The organism is Variovorax sp. P1_H2, from assembly GCF_056405295.1.
The window spans coordinates 1-19,963 of the sequence record NZ_JBFUCJ010000102.1 but is presented as its reverse complement, the minus strand read 5'-3'; the positions used below and the strand labels follow the sequence as shown (position 1 = coordinate 19,963).

Annotated in this window: 18 protein-coding genes; 7 read left to right on the top strand and 11 right to left on the bottom strand. The window is 67.1% G+C overall.

The window, feature by feature from the left end:
• The 8 genes from AC1D2E_RS27060 to AC1D2E_RS27025 all read right to left on the bottom strand — a co-directional run bounded on the left by AC1D2E_RS27060 (window position 1) and on the right by AC1D2E_RS27025 (window position 8,203).
• Window positions 1-939: a phosphate acetyltransferase gene (locus AC1D2E_RS27060; protein ID WP_478200250.1), complete on the bottom strand. Its 939-nt coding sequence runs from the start codon at window positions 937-939 to the stop codon at window positions 1-3.
• A 34-nt stretch (window positions 940-973) separates the two neighbouring features.
• Window positions 974-3,343: a DUF3141 domain-containing protein gene (locus AC1D2E_RS27055; RefSeq protein WP_478200249.1), complete on the bottom strand. Its 2,370-nt coding sequence runs from the start codon at window positions 3,341-3,343 to the stop codon at window positions 974-976.
• 87 nt (window positions 3,344-3,430) lie between these two features.
• A complete protein-coding gene (locus tag AC1D2E_RS27050; RefSeq protein WP_478200248.1) occupies window positions 3,431-4,123 on the bottom strand; it encodes a lipid-binding SYLF domain-containing protein in 693 nt (230 codons plus the stop codon).
• A 132-nt stretch (window positions 4,124-4,255) separates the two neighbouring features.
• On the bottom strand, window positions 4,256-4,498 hold the full coding sequence (locus AC1D2E_RS27045; RefSeq protein ID WP_478200247.1) for a YMGG-like glycine zipper-containing protein: 243 nt from the start codon (window positions 4,496-4,498) through the stop codon (window positions 4,256-4,258).
• Window positions 4,499-4,515: 17 nt separating this feature from the next.
• Window positions 4,516-4,893, bottom strand: coding sequence for a hypothetical protein (locus AC1D2E_RS27040; protein ID WP_478200246.1), 378 nt, complete (start codon window positions 4,891-4,893; stop codon window positions 4,516-4,518).
• A 75-nt stretch (window positions 4,894-4,968) separates the two neighbouring features.
• Window positions 4,969-6,396, bottom strand: a complete 1,428-nt coding sequence (locus AC1D2E_RS27035) for a TolC family protein (protein ID WP_478200245.1) — start codon at window positions 6,394-6,396, stop codon at window positions 4,969-4,971.
• Window positions 6,396-7,616 carry an HlyD family secretion protein gene (locus AC1D2E_RS27030; protein ID WP_478200244.1) on the bottom strand — a complete coding sequence of 407 codons (1,221 nt, stop codon included), beginning with the start codon at window positions 7,614-7,616 and terminating at the stop codon, window positions 6,396-6,398. The genes AC1D2E_RS27035 and AC1D2E_RS27030 overlap by 1 nt, the downstream gene beginning before the upstream one ends.
• Window positions 7,616-8,203: a DUF3302 domain-containing protein gene (locus AC1D2E_RS27025; RefSeq protein WP_478200243.1), complete on the bottom strand. Its 588-nt coding sequence runs from the start codon at window positions 8,201-8,203 to the stop codon at window positions 7,616-7,618. Before AC1D2E_RS27025 ends, AC1D2E_RS27030 begins: the two co-directional genes overlap by 1 nt.
• Before the next feature lie 131 nt (window positions 8,204-8,334).
• On the opposite strand from AC1D2E_RS27025, the gene AC1D2E_RS27020 reads away from it, so the two are divergent.
• The 7 genes from AC1D2E_RS27020 to AC1D2E_RS26990 all read left to right on the top strand — a co-directional run bounded on the left by AC1D2E_RS27020 (window position 8,335) and on the right by AC1D2E_RS26990 (window position 17,867).
• A complete protein-coding gene (locus AC1D2E_RS27020; protein ID WP_478200242.1) occupies window positions 8,335-9,717 on the top strand; it encodes a DcaP family trimeric outer membrane transporter in 1,383 nt (460 codons plus the stop codon).
• Window positions 9,718-9,798: 81 nt separating this feature from the next.
• Window positions 9,799-10,566, top strand: coding sequence for a bestrophin-like domain (locus tag AC1D2E_RS27015; RefSeq protein ID WP_478200241.1), 768 nt, complete (start codon window positions 9,799-9,801; stop codon window positions 10,564-10,566).
• Between the two features lie 75 nt (window positions 10,567-10,641).
• Window positions 10,642-11,313 carry a hypothetical protein gene (locus AC1D2E_RS27010; RefSeq protein ID WP_478200240.1) on the top strand — a complete coding sequence of 224 codons (672 nt, stop codon included), beginning with the start codon at window positions 10,642-10,644 and terminating at the stop codon, window positions 11,311-11,313.
• Window positions 11,314-11,337: 24 nt separating this feature from the next.
• The gene (locus AC1D2E_RS27005) at window positions 11,338-11,499 is read left to right on the top strand and encodes a DUF6868 family protein (protein ID WP_478200259.1); all 162 of its coding nucleotides are present in this window, start codon (window positions 11,338-11,340) and stop codon (window positions 11,497-11,499) included.
• Window positions 11,500-11,809: 310 nt separating this feature from the next.
• On the top strand, window positions 11,810-13,180 hold the full coding sequence (locus AC1D2E_RS27000; RefSeq protein WP_478200239.1) for an HlyD family secretion protein: 1,371 nt from the start codon (window positions 11,810-11,812) through the stop codon (window positions 13,178-13,180).
• Window positions 13,180-14,445, top strand: a complete 1,266-nt coding sequence (locus tag AC1D2E_RS26995) for a hypothetical protein (protein WP_478200238.1) — start codon at window positions 13,180-13,182, stop codon at window positions 14,443-14,445. The genes AC1D2E_RS27000 and AC1D2E_RS26995 overlap by 1 nt, the downstream gene beginning before the upstream one ends.
• Window positions 14,433-17,867 carry an efflux transporter outer membrane subunit gene (locus AC1D2E_RS26990; protein ID WP_478200237.1) on the top strand — a complete coding sequence of 1,145 codons (3,435 nt, stop codon included), beginning with the start codon at window positions 14,433-14,435 and terminating at the stop codon, window positions 17,865-17,867. Before AC1D2E_RS26995 ends, AC1D2E_RS26990 begins: the two co-directional genes overlap by 13 nt.
• 150 nt (window positions 17,868-18,017) lie before the next feature.
• Here AC1D2E_RS26990 and AC1D2E_RS26985 read toward each other — a convergent pair whose 3' ends face one another.
• The 3 genes from AC1D2E_RS26985 to AC1D2E_RS26975 form a co-directional block, all read right to left on the bottom strand.
• Window positions 18,018-18,449 (bottom strand): hypothetical protein, encoded by a 432-nt coding sequence (locus AC1D2E_RS26985; protein ID WP_478200236.1) that lies wholly within the window; start codon window positions 18,447-18,449, stop codon window positions 18,018-18,020.
• A gap of 133 nt (window positions 18,450-18,582) precedes the next feature.
• Window positions 18,583-18,831: a DUF1272 domain-containing protein gene (locus AC1D2E_RS26980; protein WP_478200235.1), complete on the bottom strand. Its 249-nt coding sequence runs from the start codon at window positions 18,829-18,831 to the stop codon at window positions 18,583-18,585.
• A 114-nt stretch (window positions 18,832-18,945) separates the two neighbouring features.
• On the bottom strand, window positions 18,946-19,491 hold the full coding sequence (locus AC1D2E_RS26975; RefSeq protein ID WP_478200234.1) for a DUF4256 domain-containing protein: 546 nt from the start codon (window positions 19,489-19,491) through the stop codon (window positions 18,946-18,948).
• Window positions 19,492-19,963: the final 472 nt, after the last annotated feature.

The following is a 19,963-nucleotide window of genomic DNA, read 5'->3' as shown; positions in this document are numbered from 1 at the left end:
TCATCCCATCACCACGGTGCTCTCGCGGCGGGCCTTGGCGACCATCGCCGCGACCGCGCAGGACGCCAGCCGCGCAATGAGCGAGTCGGCCCGGCTGGTCAGGATGATCGGCACCCGGGCGCCGAGCACGATGCCTGCCGCATCGGCACCGGCCAGGAAGGACAGGCTCTTGGCCAGCATGTTGCCGGCTTCGAGGTCCGGCACCACCAGCACGTTGGCGCGTCCGGCGACGGGCGAATCGATCTGCTTGATCTTCGCGGCCTCCAGGTTGATCGCATTGTCGAGCGCCAACGGGCCGTCGACCACCGCGCCGGTGATCTGGTGCCGGTCCACCATCTTGCACAGGGCGGCGGCCTCGACGGTCGAAGGCACCTTGGGATTGACCGTCTCCATCGCCGAGAGAATGGCCACCCGCACGTCCTCGAACTGCAAGGCATGCGCCAAGTCGATCGCGTTCTGCACGATGTCGACCTTGTCCTCGAGCGTCGGCGCGATGCTGATGGCGGCGTCGGTGATGATCAGGGCCTGCTCGTAGCTGGGCACGTCCATCACGAAGCAGTGGCTGATGCGGCGCGCGGTGCGCAGGCCGCCATCGCGCTTCACCACGGCGCCCATCAGTTCGTCGGTGTGCAGGCTGCCCTTCATCAGCGCCTCGGCCTTGCCCTCGCGCACCAGCTGGACCGCCGCTTCCGCCGCCGCCTTGCTGTAGGGGGCATCGACGATGGGATAACCGGAGATGTCCACGCCGAGCGACTTGGCCAGGGCCTCGATGCGTGCCCGCGGCCCGACCAGGATCGGCGCGATCAATCCCAGCTTCGCGGCCTCGTGCAGTCCTTCGAGCGAGCTCTGGTCGCACGGATGCACGACGGCCGTCGGCGTCGGGGGCATGCCCTGGCAGGCGTCGATCAGGCGCTGGTACTTCTCGTGCTTCGCGCTCATTGGGTGGCCTCCGTGCCGCGCACTGCGGTGCTCATCACGCGACCTTCTTCTTTCGTGCCGGCGTCCGGCGCGCCGGCCCGGCCTCGGCGCGAGCCACAAGCGCCGGCCGAGTCCTCTTGCGTTGCGCGTCGCCCAGGGTGGCCCGGATGCGGGCCACCATCGCCGCCTGCTCGGCGGTCGGCCCGGCCGCGAGCACCCGGCGGTCGACCGTCAACTTGTCCACCAGCGTCAGCAGGCGCTCGCGGTCGGCGGGGTCCGCCAGCAGCGCGGGCAATGTCGCCACGGCCTGGTCCGGATCGCAGCGCGCGATGATCTCCTGCACGCCGCGGATGGTGCGCCATTGATGCGGCGAGACGTCCGGCAGGAAGTCCGCATAGGCGCCGACCAGTTCCTGCCGCATCTCGAGCCGCGACAGCGGCAGCGCCTCGCCGTCGTTGCGCGCGGTCAGGAAGGCCACGCGCGCGAGCGCTTCGACATAGCCCCCCTGTTCGATCGCGGCGAGCGCGTCCCTGACCTGCGGCAGATCGCGGACCTCGACCGTTCCGGGCGCCGCCTTCCCTTTCGCCTCGCCGGCGACCTGCAGCGACAGCATGTTGGCGTAGATCGAGAAGAACTGGGCTTCGGTCGCCGCATCGCGCAGCGCGCGGTACAGGTCGAGCGAAGCGCTCATCAGCTCGGCGCCCAGCTTCTCGCCCTGGCGCAGCGGATGGTCGGCGGCCACGGCCTGGCGATCCGACCGGACCGCCTCGGCGGCGGGCGCGATCCACGACAGCCACGGATTGAGGCGCGAGACCGACCAGTTCTGGAAGCGCAAGGGATGGAACGCCCGCTGGAGCTCCGCCGTGTAGTCGTTCGACATCGACTGCACCAGCGGCCGCGCGAACAGCTCATAGGCCCGCTGGTTGAAGTCCGAGATGGCCGCCACCGCCTCGAAGGGTTTTTCGTCGGCGCGCGCGAAGCGGTTGAGATGGGCCGTGATGTCTTCCAGCCGATGCTCGCGGAACTCCACGTCGTAGGCGGGTTCGCCGCGCGTACCCTTGCGCTCGGTGATCGCCATGCCATAGAGCCCCGGCGGCAGCATCTCGATGCTGTCGAGCACCGAGACGATCTGGGCGTGCTCCTTCCTGGCCACGGTGCCGGAGACGAAGATGCCCAGGTGCCCGATGCTCTCGTGCAGGAGCCCGACGATGACCTGGCCGCGGGCCTTGATCTCGGCCGTGCTGCCGTAGACGTCGGCCACCCAGTTGAAGGCCTGCTCCGGCGGCGTGATGTTGTCGCCCATCGACGCGAACAGCACGATCGGCGCCTGGATGTCGCGCAGGTCGAAGGCCTTGCCGCCGGCGGCCTTGACGTCGCCGGACCAGAGCTTGTTGCCGACGAAGAGATTGCGGGTGATCCACTCGATCTCCTCGCGGTTCATCAGGTAGTAGCCGCCCCACCAGCGCTCGAAGTCCAGGAAGCGCGGCGGCTCGGTGTCGGCCTGGTCGAACAGGTGGTAGTACTTGTCCCACAGGCTGTTGGCCGGATTCAGGTTCTCGAAGTTCTGCACCAGGTAGGCGCCGTCGAACTTGCCGTTGCCGAGGTCGGCCGCCAGCGACGCCGCCCAGGAGCCGCCCAGGATGCCCCCCGCATAGCGCATCGGATTGTCGCCCTCGCCCTCGTTCCAGGCACCGCTCCAATAGGACATCGGCGCGCCGTTGATGACGATCGGCCCGGTGTCGTCGGGGTCCGAGGCAGCCAGCATCATCGCCGCCCATCCGCCCTGGCAATTGCCGATGATGGCGGGCTTGGGGCTGCGTGGATGCAGCGCCCGCACCTTCTTCACGAACTGCTGCTCCGCGCTGCAGACGTCGAGCAGCGTCTGGCCCGGCTCGGGATCCTGGAAGAAGATGACGAAATACACCGGATGCCCGGCACGCAGAGCGACCCCCACCTGCGAATCGTCCTTGAAGCCCCCGATGCCGGGCCCATGGCCGGCGCGCGGATCGATGATCAGGTAGGGCCGCAGCTTCGGATCGACGACCACGCCCTCGGGCGGCGTGATGCGCAGCAGCGCATAGTTCACCGGGCGCGCGAACGCGCGCCCGTCGAGCACGATCTCCGAGTCGAAATGCAGCACCGGCTTCAGGCCCTGGGAGGACTGCTCGACGAAGTTGTTGCCGCGCTTCCACAAGGTATCCCAGAAAAGAACCGATCGCTGCGCGGCATCGACCGCGTACTGGGCCCAGCCCTGCGGGGTCATCGAGGCCATCGACCGGGCCAGCGCGTCGCCGCCGCCCTTCTCCACCGCCTGGCTCACCCTGCGACTGAACTGCTCCTGCGCAAGCTGCGTGCGCTTCTGGAGCACGGCGGCGACCCGGGTCGCGATCTTGTGGCTGTGCGCAAGCTGCGCTCCTGCATCCATGTCGATACCTCCGCAAACATCAAGAAGGGCTTCGCCGCGCGTCGGGGCGCGATCCACCCTGGACTGCCGCGACGGCGCTACTCGGCGCTACTTGGCGGCCTTCTTCAGCGCCGCCTGCAAACCCGCCGATGCCGGGCTGCTCACTTCTTTCTTGGCCAGGATCTCGACCGGCGTGACCGGCTTGCCGAAGTAGGCCGCATTGAGCGACTCGCGGACGTCGATCACCGAACCATCCACCGCCAGACCGGCGAATGCACCCTTGACCAGGGAGTAGGCGACGAAGTCGGTGCTGAGCGCGGCGCTGGCGCCCATGCCCTTCTTCCAGACCGCCACCGAGGCATCGCCGCCGAGCTTGACCTTGCTCGTGTAGAGCGAGTCGAGCGCCTTCTGCGAATGCACCAGCATCACCACCTCCGCCGCCGATGCGCCGGCCTGGAACCCGAAGCTGGCCGAGCCCATCGTGTAGAAGGCGGGACCGCTCCAGCTGCCGGTCTTTTCGTCGCGCACCATCAGCACGCCGGTGCCGCCCGAGCCGCCGAGCACGAAGCCGGCCTTGAGGATCTGCGGAAAGATCAACACGCCCCTGGCCTTGCCCAGGGCGGCGCCGAACTCGGGGAAGTCCTTGTTCCGGGTGAAGTTGGCGACGGTTGCCTGCGCCTTCTGGACCAGCGCCTTGGCATCGGCTGCATCGTCGGCTGCCCGTGCCGGCAGGCCGCCGAACGCGGCGGCGAGGGCCACGGTTCCGGCGGCGAGCGAAAAATGTCTGCGGGTGCTGTGCATGGAGTTCTCCTCGGAGGGGTGTTGCCGACGATCACCGGGCCTCCTCAGGGATCCCGCCATGTCATTGTGGGAACCGGCCACGGCGAGCGCCTTGACATTGATCAACGCAGGCGAGGCGAGCCCTCGCTCGCATCACTGCTTCTGGGACTGTTGCTGCTGCTTGTTGCCCTTGATGTTGCCGGCCACCCCTCCGGCCACGGCGCCGATGGCCGCGCCGGTCCAGCCGTTGCCGCCCGAGATGGCCGCGATGCCGGCGCCGGCCGCGGCCCCGATGGCCGCACCGCTGGCCGTCCCCTGCTGCTGCGGCGTCATGTTGGTGCAGGCCATGGCGAGCGTGGCCGCGGCGATCGACACGATGAGTCCAATGCGATTCATGGCTTTCTCCGTCAGGTCTATTTCGAGAGGCCGGGCACGACCATCTCGAACCAGAGGGTCTCGACGATCGGCCGCTGCAGCTGGTCCGGATGCGCGGCGTACCAGCGGTCGAGTCCGTCGCGCACGGTGTCGAGCGTCTGGCCCCTGAGCCCCCTGACCGCCCTCGGGATGAGGCTCTGGCTGTCGGGCGGCGCATTGCCGGCGTGGTAGGCGGTCTCGACCTGCATCACGTTGGCCAGGCCGATCAGGTAGACCCGTTTCAATTGCTCCGTGGACCGGGTCCACTGCTCGCCGGTGACCAGCGGGATCTCCTGGGCGCGGGCGCTGCCCCAGCTCATGGCCGCGGCGAGGAGCATCGGGACCATCATCAGCCGCCACTTCTTTTTCGTGTGCATCTTTCACCTCCAAGCGAGACGTTGAACGCAGTGCTCGGCGAGCACTCCCTGCCGGCACGAGCCGAGACATCCGGCTCAACGGTCGGTACAACATGGCGAGCTCGCCACGGCCATGGCCGGCAGGTCGAATCCGCCGCCCAGGGCCAGATAGAGATTGGTGCGCTGGGCCAGCTGTTCGGCCTGCACGTGCAGGCGCGCGGTACGTGCCGCGTAGAGCGCGAGCTGGCTCTGCTCGACCGTGCGCAGGTCGACGGAGCCGACGCGATACTGGGTCCGGGCCAGTTCGAGCGCCTGCGCGCTGTCGCGCACGGTCGCCGCGAGGATGGCGTCGCGCTCGCGCAGCGTCGACTCCGCGCCCAGGGAGTTCTCGACTTCGCCGAAGGCCTTCTGGCCCGCGCGCGCGTACTCGGCCACCGCCTGCTTCTGCTCGGCCGACCGGATCTCGACCTGCGCGCGCAGCGCCCCGCCCTGGTAGAGCGGTGCGATCAGGTTGGCGCCGAGGCTCCAGACCGGGCTGCTCACGTCCTTCAGCTCGATCAGCTCGCTCGACACGTTGCTGCCGCCCGCGGTCAGGCTGATCCGCGGGAGCTGCGCCGCCTTGGCCTCGCCGACGCGATCGAACGCGGCCGCAACGCGCCGCTCCGCCGCCACGACATCGGGCCGCCGCTCGAGCAGCTCCGACGGCATGCCCACGGGCAGCGGCGGGGGCATGGGCGACAGGCGGTCGGCGACCGCGATCTCCGCCGCCGGATAGCGGCCGAGCAGCAGTTCGAGCGCGCGCCGCGCCTGTTCGCGTGCGAACTCGACCTGCTTGAGCGTATCCCGATAGGGGCCGACGCTCGCGCGAGCCTGCGCCACCGCCTGCGTGCTGGCGTTGCCCACGCGCAGCCGATCCTCGGTCATCCGCAGCAGGGTCTCCGACGAGCTCAGGGCGTCCTGCGCGATCACGCGCTGCATCCCGGCCTCGACCGCCAGGAACCAGGCCTTGGCCACCATCGCCGCCAGCGACTGCCGGGCGTACGCGTAATCGGCATCGGCCGCCGCGGACTGCTCGCGGGTCGCCTGCCGCGCATAGCGCAGGCGGCCCCAGACGTCCAGTTCCAGCGACGCGTTGAGGAAGATGCCGTCGAGGCCGCCGCCGCCGCCCGACTTGCCGCCGCCCAGGCCGACCACGCCCACCGAGGGAAGCAAGGCCCCGGACGCCACCTTGACGTACCCGGCCGCCTGCTCGACCCGCGCCGCCGCCACCTTCAGGTCGGCGTTGTAGGCCAGGGCCTCGTTGACCAGCGCCGTCAGCGCAGGCTCCTCGAAGGCCGCGAGCCAGCCGTCGGCCACCGGCGCCGCGACACCCCCGCCGGCCCTGTAGGCCTCGGGCGGGGCGGCCTGGGGCAAGACCTCCTGCTGCAGCTCGGCCGTGGTCGGCGGGGCCTTGAGCGCGCAGCCCGCCACCGCGGCCGCCAGCAGCGCGACGAGGATCCCTCGATGGAGCGAAAAGGTGCGCATCAGTGCAACTTCAGGACGAGGTAGTTGGTGATCGCGCCGACGCGAAGAATCACCATGCGCAGGATGTGGATCGCCGCCACGTGCTCGGTGTAGATCGCGCCCTGGCCGTCCGCGCCGGCGGCCAGGAACAGCTCGCGGTCCTTCTCGTCGACGATCAGCTTGACCGGGAAGCGCCCAGGTGCCTGGGGATAGGCGCCGGTCTGCGGCAGGGTGCCCGACTGGGCCACCTGCCCCTGGCCTTGCGCCCAGACGATCGAATCGACCTTGGCCGAGATAATCTGGCCTGGATAGGTGCTGAGCGTGAACTCCGCCAGGTTGCCGGGCTCGACCAGCCGCAGTTCATTCTGGCCATAGAGCGCGATGACCTGGTAGGTCTCCTCGACGAAGCTCATGGCGGGCGCCAGCGGCACCGCCACCACGTAGGACCCCGGCCGCAGCTGGACGTTGATCGCGTAGCCGTTGGCCGGCGCGAAGACCGCCGTCTGGTCGAGATTCCACTGCGCGTTCCCGAGCTCGGCACGGCTGATGTCGACCTGGGCCTTGGCAGTTGCGAGCTGGGCCCGCGCCGCCGCGACCGAGGCCTGCTCTCCGTTGACCTGCCCCGACAGCTTCTGCGAGACCTGCGCCTCGTTGGCGGTGGCGGTCGACAGCTGGCCCTGCAGATCGGCCAGGTTGGACTCGGCCTGCTCGAGCGCGAAGCGGTCGCCGGCGCCGGTGGCGACCAGTTCGCGGTTCTGCCGAACACGCATCCGGGCCAGCTCCAGCTTCGGCTGCAGCGACCGGACCTGTCCCGTGGCGGCCTTCAGTTGTTCCTGCAACTGCCGGGCGCCGGCCGTGGCGTCGACCAGGGCTGCGCCGGCCTGCGCGAACTTGGCCTCGTCCGCCGCCAGTTTTCCCTTGGCGGCATCGAGTTCGTTGCGGTACTGGGTCGGGTCGATCCGGAACAGCAGCTCACCCTTCCTGACCAGCCGGTTGGGCTCGACCGGCACCTCGATCACCCGGCCGCGCACCTGCGGCACCACCTGCACCACGTACTTGAGGACCCGCACGTCGGCCGACGAGGGGGCGACCACGTTGAGCGTCAGGACCAGCGCCGTCAAGGCGACGATCGGAATGATCACCACCGTGACCTGCGAGGTGGTGTTCCACGGCAGCCACTTCAGCTTGATGAAGATGAGCCAGACGAAGAAGGCGTAGATGCCGAGCAGCAGTGCTTCCATCAGGCGCTCGCATTTCTTGCCGCCGCGGCATCGCCTTCGGCCCGCGGCGCCGCCGCGGCCAGGTTGTTGCGCAGCCGCTTGAGATCGGCCGTCAGCGCGCCCTTGGCATCCATGGCGTCGAGTTCATCGCGCAGGTGGTCGATGTCGTGCGCCAGCAACTCGCCCTTCAGCGCCTTCTCGCCCTGCTCGTGGTAATAGTCCGCGTGCTTCTCGGTGCCGTAGGCCGCCTGGTAGCCGATTGGCTTCACATAGGCCCAGAGCCAGGCAATCGGCCACAGCATGCCGCCGAACACCAGCGACAGCAGGCACAGGGTCTTGATCGCATCGCGCTGGGGATGGTGCCGCTGGTGAGCGATCTTCTCGGGCAGGACGTGCACCATCCAGAACAGCACGATCCCGGCAATGGGCACCGCGAAGATGATGAACCAGGCCAGCCCGGTCGCTGCGCTCGCCATCATCTCGTGCGGGAGGAAGGAGGCGCAGGCTTCGAATGGCGCCGCCAGCCCGGCCGCGCCCAGCCAGGCGAACGGGAGGCGCAGGCTTCGGCGGCGGGGCACCCTCTCGGGATTCTTCGATATTCGATTCATTGACGGTCTCCTGCGGGAGGCGAAGCCTGCCTGCCCCTGACGATGCAACGATGCTAGGGGAGCCGTCTCGCGCCCAATTGAGAAATATCAATTGTCCAGGGCGAATCTGGCTCGACGATTGACGGAACACCATGAAGAGACCCACGGCCGTCGCCGCCCTCGCCCTCGCACTCGCCCTGGCCGGAGCGCCCCCGGCGCAGGCCCAAGCCCAGTCCAACGAGGAGCTCAAAGCCCTGCTGGAGCAGGCCCTGAAGACGATCCAGGATCTGCAGGGTCGCGTGACCGCGCTGGAGCAGAAGACGCCCGCTGCCGCTGCCTCCGCTTCGCCGGCGCCATCGCCGGCGGGGGCCCCATCGGGGACCGCCGCGTGGGCGCCGGTGGTGTCGGTGGGCACGCGCGCCGAGGACGGCGCGCCCGGTGCGGACACGGCCCGGGTCGAGTTCTACGGCCAGGCGATGCTCGACGCCATCTACGACTTCAAGCGGATGAATCCCGACTGGAACGCCACCTTGCGGCCATCGCAGATTCCGATCATCTGTCCGGGCTCCCCCGGCTGCGGCAAGGACGGAAGCTCGATCTTCAGCATCCGGCAATCGAGCCTCGGCTTCAAGTCCTTCATCCCCACCTCGTACGGCGAGATCAAGACCGACCTGAGCTTCGACCTCTTCGGCACCAACGGCGGGACGCAGATCCACTGGCTCAATGCCTGGGCCGAGCTCGGCATGTACGGCGCCGGCCAGACCTACTCGAACTTCATGGACATCGATGTGTTCCCGAACACCATCGACTACTGGGGTCCGAGCGGCATGGTCTTCGTGCGCAATCCGCAACTGCGCATCTCGCCCTACGACAAGGACGGCGTGCGCGTGGCCGTGTCCCTCGAGGCGCCCAATTCGGCGATCGACACCGGCCGGATCACCCGGGTGGACCCGGCGCTGGGTGCCGGCATCACGGGCTGGAACCGGGCGCCGGATGCGGTCGCCTCGCTGCGCGTCGACCGCGACTGGGGTCACTTGCGCTCGGCCGCCATCGTGCGCCAGGTCGGCTACCAGAACACGATCTCGCCGAACGGCGACCCCTCGGGCACGCGCACCGGCTACGGCCTGAACCTCAGCGGCGCCTTCAACGCCTTCGGCAAGGACCGGCTCAGCTGGCAGCTGGTCGGCGGCAAGGCGATCGCCAGCTACATGAACGACGGCGGCGTCGACCTGGCGCCGGGCTCCAACCTGCGGGCCGAGACCGTGACCTCGGTGGGCTGGCTGGTCTTCTACAACCACTACTGGAGCGACAAGTGGAGCAGTTCCATCGGCTACAGCGAGCACCGCCAGAACAACACCGGCGGCCAGCTCGTGACGGCGTTCCAGAAGGGCAGCTATTCGTCGGTCAACCTGCTCTATGCGCTGCAGAAGAACGTGCTGATCGGCGGCGAATTCGTCTGGGGCCAGCTCGAGAACAAGGCCGGGCTGTCGGCCGACGACTACCGCCTGCAGTTCTCCACCAAGGTCACTTTCTGACGCCGTCGCCGGCGCCGACATCGCCATGCAGTTCAAATCGACAATTCCGATCCGGATCGCGCACACCCCGACGGAGAGCCCATGCCCAGAGTGACGGACTATCCGCTGGCTGTCTTCGRGCTGTCCTTCCTGCTCCTGCTGTTCTCGGTGTGGACGGGCGCCGTKCTGCTCAGGAGATGGTGGCCGCCCAATGAAAGCACGCGGGACGACTTCGGCGTCATCCAGGCCGCCACGCTGACGCTGCTGGGGCTCATCATCGCCTTCACGTTCTCGATGGCCGTCAGCCGCTACGACCAGCGCAAGAACCTCGAGGAGGCCGAGGCGAATGCGATCGGCACCGAATTCCTGCGGGCCGACCTGTTGCCGGCGCCCGATGCCGCCAAGGTTCGCGCGCTGCTGGCCGACTACTTCGATCAGCGCGTCCTGTACTACACGACCCGCGACGAGGAGGCGCTCGGGAAGATCAACGCCCGCACCGCGCTGTTGCAGGCCGCGCTGTGGTCTGCGGTCGCCACACCGGCGGCAGCGGCGCCGTCGCCGACGATGGCCGTGGCGGCGATCGGCATGAACGACGTCCTGAACGCGCAGGGCTACACCCAGGCCGCCTGGTGGAACCGGATTCCCCGCGCGGCATGGATTCTGATGCTGGCGATCGGCATCTGCTGCCACGTGCTGGTCGGCTACGGCGTGAAGGATCCGAGGGAGGAACGCGCCCTGCTTCTCGTCCTGCCCCTTGTCATGTCCATCGCGTTCATGCTCATCGCCGACATCGACAGCCCGCGCAGCGGCGTCATTCGCGTGCAGCCGGTCAACCTGCTGAGCATCGCGGAATCGATGCGCCCGCGTTGACGAGAAACGGAGCGCCGGTCATGCGCGTCGCGAATGTTCCTGTGCTGCGGGTCCAGGCGCCCCAAGGAGAAGGCGATGATCGAACGAGACCCTGACGCCGATACGGCGCGCGTGCCGGTGCTGAGTCCGGTGGACCGCGTATCGGAGATGCTCTTCGGCCKGTTCATGGCGCTCACCTTCGTCGGCGCCGTGTCGGTGGCGGAATCCGGTCGCGAGGATCTCCGGAAGATGTTCGCCGCCGCCCTGGGATGCAACCTGGCCTGGGGCCTCGTCGATGCGGTGATGTACCTGGTGCGCACGATCACCGACCGCGGGAGGTGGCTCACGCTCGTGCGATCCGTGCGCGCGGCGGCGGACCCCGAAGCCGGCCGTCGCCTCATCGCGGGCGCCCTGTCGCGGGTCGGGGCGAGCCTGCTCAAGACGGAAGAACTCGAAGCCGCTCGCGGACGCATTCTCGCGCTGGCGTCCGTGCCCGAGCGGCCGGCCCTGCTGCGCAGCGACCTGCTCGCCGCGCTGGCCATCTTCCTGATCGTGGTCGCGGCCACCTTTCCCGTCGTGCTGCCTTTCATGCTGATCCAGGACATCGGACTGGCGAAGATCATGTCGCGCGCCATCGCACTCGCGATGCTGTTCGTCGGCGGGCTGGCCCTGGGCCGCTACGCGGGCTACGGCAGCTGGCGGGTCGGGTTCATCATGGCGGGGCTCGGCACCGCGCTCGTGGCCGCGGTCATGGCCCTCGGGGGCTGAGCCACCGGGCCGTTCCCGAGGCGGATACCGGCACCTGCCGGGCGACTCGAACCATGGCTCCACCTCTCCGAAGAGCGCTTCGACGGCATTCACTATGCAGGCATGGCCATCTACAAGGTCGGCATTCTTCTTTTCAATCTGATTCCCCATGTTGCATTGCGCATCGTGGAGAGTCACGGCATGTAAATGTAAGGGTGTGATACCCGTCCATTTCGCGACGGTCTGTTGGGAATCCGTCCTACACGGAACTCATGCCTGACGGCGGGTAATACGTCGCTGCGAATCTTCCAATTCGGACCCGCCAAGAGGCGTGTCCGTATCCCATCGCAACTCGATTGCTCAATAGGCTAAGGGGCGGCGCCCGGCAGCCTGTCTTTCTCGACAAACAAATGGAGACATGACTGGCACGTGATGCCCGGGCGGGGCATGCGGCCTTGAAACGATGCGTCGGAGCCCGCTCGGACGCGCAACAACGAATTACACAGAAGGTGAAGTCATGACAACGACGCTGAACGTACCGCTCCCCAAGGAGGTCGTCTCCCTCGACGCCGGAGGAGAGGTCGCCAAACGCCCTCGAAAGAAATTTTCGACCAACTCGATCGTTCCGCGCCTCGCAGGCTACGCATTGCTCGCGTTCGTCCTGTGGCTGATGGGGTCCACGCTGCTAGTCCCTGTGCTTTCCAAGCGCGCGACGCGGGCCGTCCTGGAGACGCCCGTCACGCTCGTCACGACGCCCGTGAGTGGTGTCATCACGAACCTGGCGGTGCATCCGCTCGACGAGGTCGAACCGGGCACCTTGGTCGCGAAGGTGCAGAACCCGACGCTCAATCGCGATGTGCTCACGACGCTCTCGACGCAGCGCTTGGGTTTGCAAAGCCAGGTTTCGCAACTGACGAATCAGCTGGCTTCCGATAGCAGCGAGCTGGGCTTCATCGATCAACAGGTCAGGCTGTATCGCAAGGCATCGATCGACCAGACAAGCGATGCATTGCAGGTCGCGCGGCGACAGCGCGAGGTTGCGGAAACCGCCGTCTGGGAGCGTGAAATGAAGGTCCGGCAGGCGTCGGCGTTGCTCGACGCGGGTGMCGTCAGCCAGCAGGTCCTGGATGCCGCGCAAGCCCAGTTGCGCACGTCGCGCGCCACCGCCGCGGTCGCCGATCAGGAATACGACGGCCTGGGCAAGAGCCTGGCCAATGCCAGCCGCGGCGCCGTCGTCAGTTCGGGCGGGGCCGGTGCGTTCCAGGCCCTGGTGAGCCGTCGCGAGACGCTCGCCGCCAGCGTCGGGCGTTTCCGGCACGACCTGGACGCGTTGAACAAACAGCTCTCGCAGGTCGTCGCCCTCGAAGACGAGGAGCGCCGCCGCGTCGACAAATTGTCGGCCTACGAGGTCAAGGCCACGCAAGGCGGGCAGGTGAGCACCGTCCTCATTTCCCAAGGGGCCTTCGTGCCCGAAGGCGCCACGCTGGCGCGCATGGCCGATTGCAGCCGGATCCAGGTGGTCGCGGTGTTCCCACCGCGCCTGGCCGAGCGCCTGAACGTCGGCTCCCGGCTCGATGTCGCGGTGGACGGCACTGACGCGGTGCACCCCGCACGCGTGACGAATCTTCTGCCGCTGGCGTCGGAGGACGTGCAGAGCAATTACAGCGTGCCCTTCCCGTATGCGGAGCAAGGCTCGGTCTTTGCGGTCGCCCAGCTCGAGGGCAAGGCGTCGGCGCCGCTGGCCGATCGCGATCTGTGCACGCCCGGCAAGGTGGTCACGGCCGACCTCAGTCGTGATGGGTCGGCGGCAACGCCATTCAAGGAGATCTCGTGGACGCTTCGCTTCGGTCGCGCATTGGCCGCCCGGCTTGCGCATTGGCAATCTTGATGCTCGTCACTGTGGGCCTGGCGACGCCGGGCGCCGCGAGCGCGGCAGGCAGCCCGGTGCAGCAAGACCTGGCCCGGCAAAGTTGCCAGGGCTTGCGTCGAGCGGTTGCATCGGACGACAAGGGGGATGCCGCGAGTCCGCTCCTGCTTGCGAGCTATCGGCCCGCCGAAACGGTCAGTGACGTGCCTCCGATCGACCGCGCACTGGAGGACGTGGCCTTCGTCTACGACAATGCGCTGGCCGGCATCGCACTGCTGGCGTGCGGCGACACGGCCTCGGCCCGGCGCATCGCCGACGCGATCGCGCTGGCGATCGAACACGATCCGCACTTCACGGACGGGCGCGTGCGCAACGCCTACCGAAGCGGGCCCGTTCGCGACAACAAGCCTTCGCTGCCCGGCTATTGGGATGACGGGAAGAAGCAGTGGATCGCCGATGCCTATCAGGCCAGCACCGCCACCGGCAACGTGGCCTGGGCGGCATTGCTCCTGCTGAACGTCCACCAGGCGGCGCCGGAGGCCCGATATGTCGAGGGTGCGACCCGACTGCTCGCCTGGATCGAACAGCACGCGCGCGAAGTCGTCGACCCCGACGGGTACGAGGGCGGCTGGTACGGATGGGACGATTCGCAGCGTGYGCAGACCTGGAAATCCACCGAGCACAATCTTGACGTCGCCACGGCGGCCGCCTGGGCGGCAAGCCTGACGGGGCGCGCTGCACACGCGCAGCAGGGCCGCACCGCACTGTCCTTCGTCTCGCGCATGTGGAGTCCGGCGGAGCAGCGCTTCTTCATCGGGACCAAGATCGACGGCGCAAGCATCGCCACGGACCGCTCCGGACTGGACGCGCAATTGTGGCCCTTGCTCGCGAGCCCCGGGGCTCATTGCGACTGGGAGCCGGCGCTGACCTGGGTCGAGCGCCACCATCGAAGCGGAGCAGGCTACGGCTTCTCGCGGGAACCCGACGGCATCTGGACCGAGGGCAGCGCGCAGGCCGCAGCGACTCTGGTGGCGCGAAAGGGCGCCGCGCCGGAAGCGCTTTGGCAGCTGCTCGCATCGCAGCGCTCCGGCAATGGCCTGTACTACGCCACGCCGAGCCCGCGGATCTCCACGGGGCTGGCCATCGGCCCCGACTCGACCAGTGCGGACTTCTACTACTACCACTGGCCCCATCTGGGCGCCACCGCGTGGATCGCACTCGCCGCCACGGGGTGGAATCCATTCACTGGAAAACACAACACAGGAGGAAAACCATGTCCGACGTGATCGACATGCCCGAATTCAACATCAACCTCGTCGTCGCCACGATGGCGCTGATCATGATCTTCTGGGCGCGGCCAGAGCGGCTCTCGCATCGCATGGTGTTCGGCGGGCTCACAGCGCTGGTGATCGCACGCTATGCGGCCTGGCGGGTCACGCAGACGCTGCCGCCGGCGGGCGAGGGTTTCATCTCGCTCTACGCGTGGGTCTTCCTGTTCTTCGAGATGGTGTCGGTCGTCTGCGCGCTGATGTCGATCCAGATCCTGATGGGCCGCCGCGACAACAGCGCCATGGCCGATCGTGGCGAGGCCAGGCTGCGCGGTCTCGGCGTGCAGGTGCCCGCGGTCGATGTGTTCATCTGCACCTACAACGAAGATCTCGGGGTGCTCGAGAAAACCATCATCGGCGCCCAGGCCATCGACTATCCGAACGTGAATGTCTGGGTGCTCGATGACACGCGGCGCGACTGGCTGCGGGACTACTGCGCGAGCAGGGGGGTGAACTACGCACGCCGGCCGGACAACGCGCACGCCAAGGCAGGCAATCTCAACAACGGCCTGCGCGTGTCGGCCGAAACCACCAATGCACCGTACCTCCTCGTGCTCGACGCGGACTTCGTGCCGCACCGGAACATCGTCTATCGTGTGCTCGGCCTCTTCGACGAGCCGAAGGTGGGGCTGGTCCAGACGCCGCAGTTCTACTACAACGCCGACCCGATCCAGCACAACCTGCACGCGACCGACAGCTGGGTCGACGAGCAGCGTGTTTTCTTCGATGTGCTCCAGCCTGCCAAGGATGCCGCAGACGCGGCGTTCTGCGTGGGCACCTCGTTCATCGTGCGGCGCGACGTGATTACGCGTCTTGGCGGCTTTCCGACCGGCAGCGTGTGCGAGGACATCTTCACCTCGTTGACACTGCTGCGCCATGGGTGGGTCACGCGCTGGCTCAACGAGCGGCTGTCCAACGGGCTTTCCGCCGATAGCATCATCGAATACATCAACCAGCGAAGCCGCTGGTGCCTCGGCACCATCCAGGTCGCTCTGCTTCCGGACGGACCGCTGCGCGGCAAGGGCTACAGCCTCACTGCGCGCATGCACTTCGTGCATGGCCTTCTGCACTGGCTGAGCAAGCCCTTCATGCTGCTCATGCTCGCCGCGCCCGTGATGTACTGGTTTTTCGGCGTGTCGGCGTTCTACGCGACGCCTCGGGCCTTCGCCGCCTACGGGCTGCCGGCGCTGATCGTGTTCTGGGCCTACAGCTACTGGATCAACCAGCGACGTTCACTGCCCGTCTTCACCGAGGTGACGCAGGTCGTCGCGGCCATGGCCGTGACCCGTACGATCGCGAGCGCGCTGATACGACCCTTCGGCAGGCCCTTCAAGGTCACGGCCAAAGGACTGGATCGATCGAAGACGGTGGTGCACTGGAACCTGGTCGCGGTGTTCGGCGGCCTCATGGTGGCGATCGAACTGGGCGCCTTCAGGGCGCTCAGCGGTCCGATGACCACCGGTGACACGCTCAACATGATCTGGAGCGTCGCCGGCACCATCTATTGCCTCGCGGCGCTGGTTGCCTGTGTGGACCGCCCCCGACCCGACCAGGAGGAGCGCTTCCCGTTCGCCGCGCTGACCCGCTTTCGCAGTTCGGCCGGTGTCGGCGCCGCGCGTTTCGTCAACATCGCCACCGACGGCGCGCTGCTGCGGGACAGCGCCTTGCTGCAACGCCTGCCTGCCGGACACGACGTGGATGTTCACGTGCCGGACGTGGGCTGGATCTCCGCCCGGGTGGACAGACACACGAGGTCCGGCGCCGAATTGCTCTTCGACTGCGACGCATCCCTGCACGACCGGCTGGTGCGCCAGGTGTTCGCCATGCCGCCGACGCATGTCGCGACCCAGGCGCGCGCGGGCCGCGCGGCGCTGGCCTTCATGAACACCGCGGGATGGCGTTGGCCCCGCTGGTCTCGCGGGCCGTTGCGCCGCCTCGGGGTTTCCATCGCGCAGCCCCTCATCGCGCTTGCCGGGCTGCTGATGCTGAGCGGCTGCAACCTGACGCCGCCGCTCAAGCCCGCGGACGTGCAAGTGCCTGCGCAATGGCCGGTCGCGGCGACCACGACCACGACCGCGGCCCCGCCCATCGCGTGGTCGGACTTCGTGGTCGACGACGAACTTCGCGGCCTGGTCACGACGGCGCTGGCCCAGAATCGCGACCTGCGTGCCTACGCGGCCCGGGCCCGCCAGGCCCGCGCCGCCTACGCGGGCACCCGGTCGTCGCTGTTCCCCGAAATCGGCGTTACCGCGTTCGCCGAGCGCAGCAACGTGGCCACGGCCCTGGGCCCCTCCGGGCTAGTCACCGCCAACCAGCCGGGCGGACACGCCGGCAATACCTTCGGCGTGCAGGCGGGCATCACATCCTACGAACTCGACTTCTTCGGCCGCGTCGGTTCCACCGTGCAGCAGGCCGGCTCGCAGGCGCAGTCCAGCGACCTCGACTATGCCGCTGCCCGGATCAACCTGGTGGGCGAGGTCTGCAATGCCTACCTGACGCTGCGCGCCGATCGCGCACTGCTGGCCCTGTCCGAGGCCGAGGAGAAGTCTCAGACAGACAGCACGAAGGTGATGACGCGCGCCCGCACTGCCGGAGGCGCGTCAGAGCAGGATGTCTTCCGGTCGCAGTCGCTGGTGCAGCGCGCCCAGGTCCAGCGCGAGGAATTCCAGACCCGTGTCGGGCAGGACCTCCAATGGCTGACCGTGCTGGTCGGACAGCCCGTGCCGCCGACCACCGGGTCACAACGCGCTTGGCCTGACCGCTCGGTGGCGGAGATTCCGGCGGGGCTCCCGTCCAGCCTGCTGCAGCACCGGCCGGACCTCCTTGCCGCCTATGCCCGCGTCGAAGCAGCGAACGCCGGCATCGGCGCTGCGAAGGCCGAATTCTTCCCGACCATTTCGTTGACCGCGCTGGGCGGGGGCATCAGTACCGGGTTCTCGCACGTGCTCAGCAGCGGCAATCGCAGCTGGGCGGGACTGCTCGGCGTATCACTGCCGATTTTCGACTGGGGGAAAAGGAGTGCGAACGTCGACGCGAACGAGGCACGGCTCGCCGAGGCGATGGCGACCTACGAGCATGCGGCGCAACAGGCGTTCCGAGAGACGGCCGATGCATTGATCGCGGACAGCCACCTGCGTCCCCAACTCGAGGCGGAGCAGGCCAGGGTGCAATCCCTGACCAAGGTGGCTTCCATCTCGCAGGTGCGTTTCAAGGGCGGCCTGGAGGACTACTTCTCGAGCCTCGACTCGCAGCGCGAGCTCTACAACGAGCAGATTCAGTGGATCGAGCTGCAGCTCCGGCAGGCGGTGAACACGGTCAACCTCTACAAGGCGCTGGGCGGCGGCTGGAGCGAAAACGGGGCCAAGACTTCTTCCGGCTGACGGCCGCGGCTTCACCTGCTCGTCGACCGCCTCGCGCTCAGGCGGTCGTACCCGCTACGACCTCTACGCGGCCTTTCTCTAGAATTCAAGCTTCTTGAGGCGCGGACCGCGGCTTGCCCAGAGACACCGCCTTGAATGACTGGTTAGACATCACAGTACCGGCCATTGCAAGACAACGCCGTAAATGTGAACCAGCCCGATGACAAGACATATTCCAGAGGACACAAGCCAGAAGACCTGAGAGTTTTCGGGAAAGGCAGGCTTGAGAAGTGGAAATGCGACTGCGCGGGACAAGTACACCGCACTGATGGCGATGAGCACGAACTTTACAAGTGGTAAGCCACTAATGACGCCAGCTCCTGCCAACGCGTAAGCAGCCCAAATTAGGAGCACAGCTGCGACGGCCAGAGTGACGAGAGTGGGCCGAAGTTTTCGAGCCTCCACGGCGCGCGCCATCTTCTCGCCTGCGCCCATGAAGCGATACGCAGGCGCGCCCAAGAGGATGCAGGCTAAGTGAGCAACTGCAGCTGCGGCGCTGAGTGCCGCGCCTATGACGAGCGCTTGAGCTCCGGAAATGACCATGGCGAATTCTGGGAGGCCCAACGTTGTAGGGAGACAAGCATCCGTTCAACACAGGGCCTTGCGAAGGACTGCTGTTGGCCGGTCACGGCTGTCGGCTGAGCACTGCCGTACTGCGCGGACCGTTCTGCCACGGTCACTGTGCGCTCGCGCAACCTTCAGGTTTGAACACTCGGGTGGTCGAAGCCGGATATGTCGCAAGCTTGGCAGCCGACCGCCGTGGGCGCGGGAGCAACTCACCGCCGCAGTTCGGGCAGATTCCGGCGAGGCGCTGGTCGGCGCAGTCACTACAGAACGTGCACTCGAAGGAGCAAATCCGAGCAGCGGCCGAATCGGGCGGCAAATCTCGGTCGCAGCACTCGCACCCGGGACGCATTTGAAGCATGACAAAAATCTCCGCAAGCTTGGTCGACCAAGCATAGACGAAGCCGGACGTAAGACGAGGCGGGACTTCCGCTCATGGCGGGCACCCGGACAAACGAAAAGGTTCATCACAAATTCAGACCCTGAGCGAGGCTCTGAATCCTCGCGCCGCATAGTAGGACTGAGCGCCGTTGTGATACACGAAGACCTTGCCGTAGCGCCTATCGCCAAACAGAGCCCCGCCGAGTTTTCTAATGTCGAGGGGCGTTACCACCCAACTGGACGTCTTCATGTCGAAGTCCCCGAGTTGTTGAAGTTTGCGGTACTGTGCCTCCGTCAATAGCGAGACGCCCATGGCCGTGGCCATGTCGATAACGTTGTTCTCCGGCTTGTTCTCTTTTCGGGAATTCAGAGCTTCTGCGTCGTAGCACAGGCTCCTGCGCCCCTGCGGACTTTCAGTGGCGCAATCGCAGAAAAGGTAGGCGCCGTCATCGTCTGCGGCGCCAATGACATCGGGTTCTCCACCCGTTCTGTCCATCTCATGAAGCGACATCTGTTTGTGGGGGCTGCGTTGCAAGCGACCATGGACGTCGGCCCAGTCCACTCCCTCGTGCCGATGCATGTTCTGCTCGAACCGCAACTTCAATGTGTTGACGAGGGCTTCGCGCTGTTCTGCTTTCATGTCGCTTGCTCCTGTTCCTCACGCCAAACGGTGTGTGCGCGCCGCGAAGGTCGACTATGGGGCAAATTGAGCCGGGTCGCCAAATGACGGGTTCTGGCCGAGAGCCGTCATGGCGGCGCGTCTGCGCCAGAGCGATTGTCTATTGAACAAAAGAAGGCCCGTACGAAACGGGCCTTAAGGGGTTGGTCCTTGATGCCTACCCAGGGAGAAACCAAGCCCCCACGGTATTCCGATTGACGTCAATCACAAGTCGGCTGAAGGTTCGCATTGTTGGCACTATTTCACGAATCCGGCCTATTTGAGGCAACCAAGTCGCGGGCAAGGCCGAAGGACTGCTCCTGGCCGACTGGAGCCGGCTGCGGTCTTCGCACCTTCGCTTGGAGGACTTCCGGGGAAGACGTCACTCTACGACGCACTCCAGTGAGAACAGTGGCAACTCGGCTTGCCGGCTCAGCCACACACCGCCGCCCAC

What these genes read in the sequence shown, in the direction of transcription:
- AC1D2E_RS27060 (WP_478200250.1), bottom strand. Translation starts at nt 939, where the DNA reads ATGAGCGCGAAGCACGAGAAGTACCAGCGCCTGATCGACGCCTGCCAG.
- AC1D2E_RS27055 (WP_478200249.1), bottom strand. Translation starts at nt 3,343, where the DNA reads ATGGATGCAGGAGCGCAGCTTGCGCACAGCCACAAGATCGCGACCCGG.
- AC1D2E_RS27050 (WP_478200248.1), bottom strand. Translation starts at nt 4,123, where the DNA reads ATGCACAGCACCCGCAGACATTTTTCGCTCGCCGCCGGAACCGTGGCC.
- AC1D2E_RS27045 (WP_478200247.1), bottom strand. Translation starts at nt 4,498, where the DNA reads ATGAATCGCATTGGACTCATCGTGTCGATCGCCGCGGCCACGCTCGCC.
- AC1D2E_RS27040 (WP_478200246.1), bottom strand. Translation starts at nt 4,893, where the DNA reads ATGCACACGAAAAAGAAGTGGCGGCTGATGATGGTCCCGATGCTCCTC.
- AC1D2E_RS27035 (WP_478200245.1), bottom strand. Translation starts at nt 6,396, where the DNA reads ATGCGCACCTTTTCGCTCCATCGAGGGATCCTCGTCGCGCTGCTGGCG.
- AC1D2E_RS27030 (WP_478200244.1), bottom strand. Translation starts at nt 7,616, where the DNA reads ATGGAAGCACTGCTGCTCGGCATCTACGCCTTCTTCGTCTGGCTCATC.
- AC1D2E_RS27025 (WP_478200243.1), bottom strand. Translation starts at nt 8,203, where the DNA reads ATGAATCGAATATCGAAGAATCCCGAGAGGGTGCCCCGCCGCCGAAGC.
- AC1D2E_RS27020 (WP_478200242.1), top strand. Translation starts at nt 8,335, where the DNA reads ATGAAGAGACCCACGGCCGTCGCCGCCCTCGCCCTCGCACTCGCCCTG.
- AC1D2E_RS26990 (WP_478200237.1), top strand. Translation starts at nt 14,433, where the DNA reads ATGTCCGACGTGATCGACATGCCCGAATTCAACATCAACCTCGTCGTC.
- AC1D2E_RS26985 (WP_478200236.1), bottom strand. Translation starts at nt 18,449, where the DNA reads ATGGTCATTTCCGGAGCTCAAGCGCTCGTCATAGGCGCGGCACTCAGC.
- AC1D2E_RS26980 (WP_478200235.1), bottom strand. Translation starts at nt 18,831, where the DNA reads ATGCTTCAAATGCGTCCCGGGTGCGAGTGCTGCGACCGAGATTTGCCG.
- AC1D2E_RS26975 (WP_478200234.1), bottom strand. Translation starts at nt 19,491, where the DNA reads ATGAAAGCAGAACAGCGCGAAGCCCTCGTCAACACATTGAAGTTGCGG.